The sequence below is a fragment of the Synechococcus sp. R6-10 genome, from assembly GCF_047461815.1.
Classification (GTDB): domain Bacteria; phylum Cyanobacteriota; class Cyanobacteriia; order Thermostichales; family Thermostichaceae; genus Thermostichus.
In genome coordinates, this window is sequence record NZ_JANSHW010000179.1 from 1 (window position 1) to 1,855 (window position 1,855).

General features: G+C 57.4%; 1 protein-coding gene. It reads left to right on the forward strand.

Annotated elements, in window-relative coordinates; translation table 11 throughout:
• Positions 1–170: 170 nt before the first annotated feature.
• Positions 171–1,855, forward strand: a 1,685-nt coding sequence (locus NW837_RS05720; RefSeq protein WP_414329768.1) for an ExeM/NucH family extracellular endonuclease, incomplete at its 3' end; no start/stop codon positions are given.

A 1,855-nucleotide genomic window follows, 5' to 3' on the forward strand; every position in this document is an offset into this window, starting at 1 on the left:
CTTCAACACCCACAGCCACGCCAACACCGACGCCCACGCCGGGAGGCTGTGATCCCAACGCCAACCTGATCCCAGTTGGCACTGTCCAGGGCACTGGCTTCACTTCCCCCCTGGTGAACCAAACAGTCACGGTTTCTGGAATCGTAGTAGGAGACTTTGAAAATGAGGGGGTGGCTGGCCAAACCTATCTCCAGGGCTACTACCTACAAGATGATGGTGACGGGAATCCCGCCACATCAGATGGCATCTTCGTTTTCAGTGGCACAGCTAATAACGTCAGGCTTGGGGATAGGGTTCAGGTGACCGGAACGGTTGCTGAGTTCCGCCAGCAAACCCAGCTCTCCAACGTCACCAGCTTTACTGTCTGTAGCTCTGACAATCCGTTGCCGGCCCCAGTGCAGATCTCTCTACCGCTGACTGCGGAGCAAAGGGAAGCTCTGGAAGGAATGCTGGTCACATTTGGAAATCAGCCCCTGTTTGTAACCGACTCCTTCTTGCTGGGACGCCACGGGGAGCTGAGTGTGGCCACAGAGCGGTTGTTCACTCCTACGCAAATTGCGGCTCCCAGCCAGGCAGCTGCCATTCAAGCGGAAAACGACCGAAAGCGGATTCGCATTGATGACCGGCTGCTCACCCAAAACCCAGATCCGGTTATCTACCCCACTCCGGGTGGCCTGAGCGCGGCTAACACTGTGCGCGGCGGCGATCGCGTCAGCAACATCACCGGGATCATGACCCAGTTGCGAGGCCGGAATGTCAGTGGCGATGTGGATGCGACCATCGACTACCGTATCCACCCCAATGATCCCAACAACTTGCCCAGGTTTACAGCCACCAACCCTCGCCCGCAAAACCCACCCTCAGTAGGGGGCTCCCTGAGGGTAGCTAGCTTTAACCTGTTCAACTACTTCAACACCTTCGGCAACGCCTGCTTCCCCAATAACTCCTCCTGTCGGGGAGCCAGCAACGCCACCGAGTTCACCCGCCAGCGGGATAAGCTCATCGAGGCTATTCGCCGCATGGATGCCGATATCGTAGGCCTCAACGAGTTAGAAAACGATGGATACGGTTCGAATAGTTCCATTCAGGATTTGGTGAACGGGCTCAACCAGGTCATGGGGGCAGGAACCTACGCCTTTGTGAATGTTGGAGTGCCCAACCTGGGCGGCGATGCCATCACCAACGGCTTTATCTACAAGCCAGCTACGGTTGAAATTGCCCCCGGCACTAACCCGGCCTTCCTGGACACAGGGGAATTCACCCAAGGCCCCGGACGCTTCCATCGTCCTCCTCTGGCTGTAACCTTCCGGCAGCGGAGCAACAACGCCACCTTCACTGTTGTGGTCAACCACTTCAAGTCCAAGGGTTCTCCCTGCGATCCTATTGACAACGATCCCTTCCAAGGCAATTGCAACGGCAACCGCACCCGGGCCGCTCAGCAACTCTTGAGCTGGCTCGCCACCAATCCAACTGGCTCCACCGATCCGGATGTGTTGATTATGGGGGATCTCAACTCCTACGCTATGGAGGATCCGATCAAAACTCTGGAGGCGGGCGGGTTCATCAACCTCAATGGCTCCAACAGCTACTCCTTTAGCTTCCAAGGACAGTGGGGATCTCTGGATCATGCCCTGGCCAACAGCAGTCTGAGACCCCAAGTTACAGGCTCAGCTAAGTGGCACATCAACGCTGATGAGCCCGTGAGCTTGGACTACACCCTGAGCTTCAAGAGTCCCTCTCAGCAGAGCCTATTCTACGCCAGCGATCCCTTCCGCTCTTCCGACCACGATCCGGTGCTCGTTGGCTTGAACCTGACTCCGGCCCCAACACCGACGCCGACGCCCACACCGACACC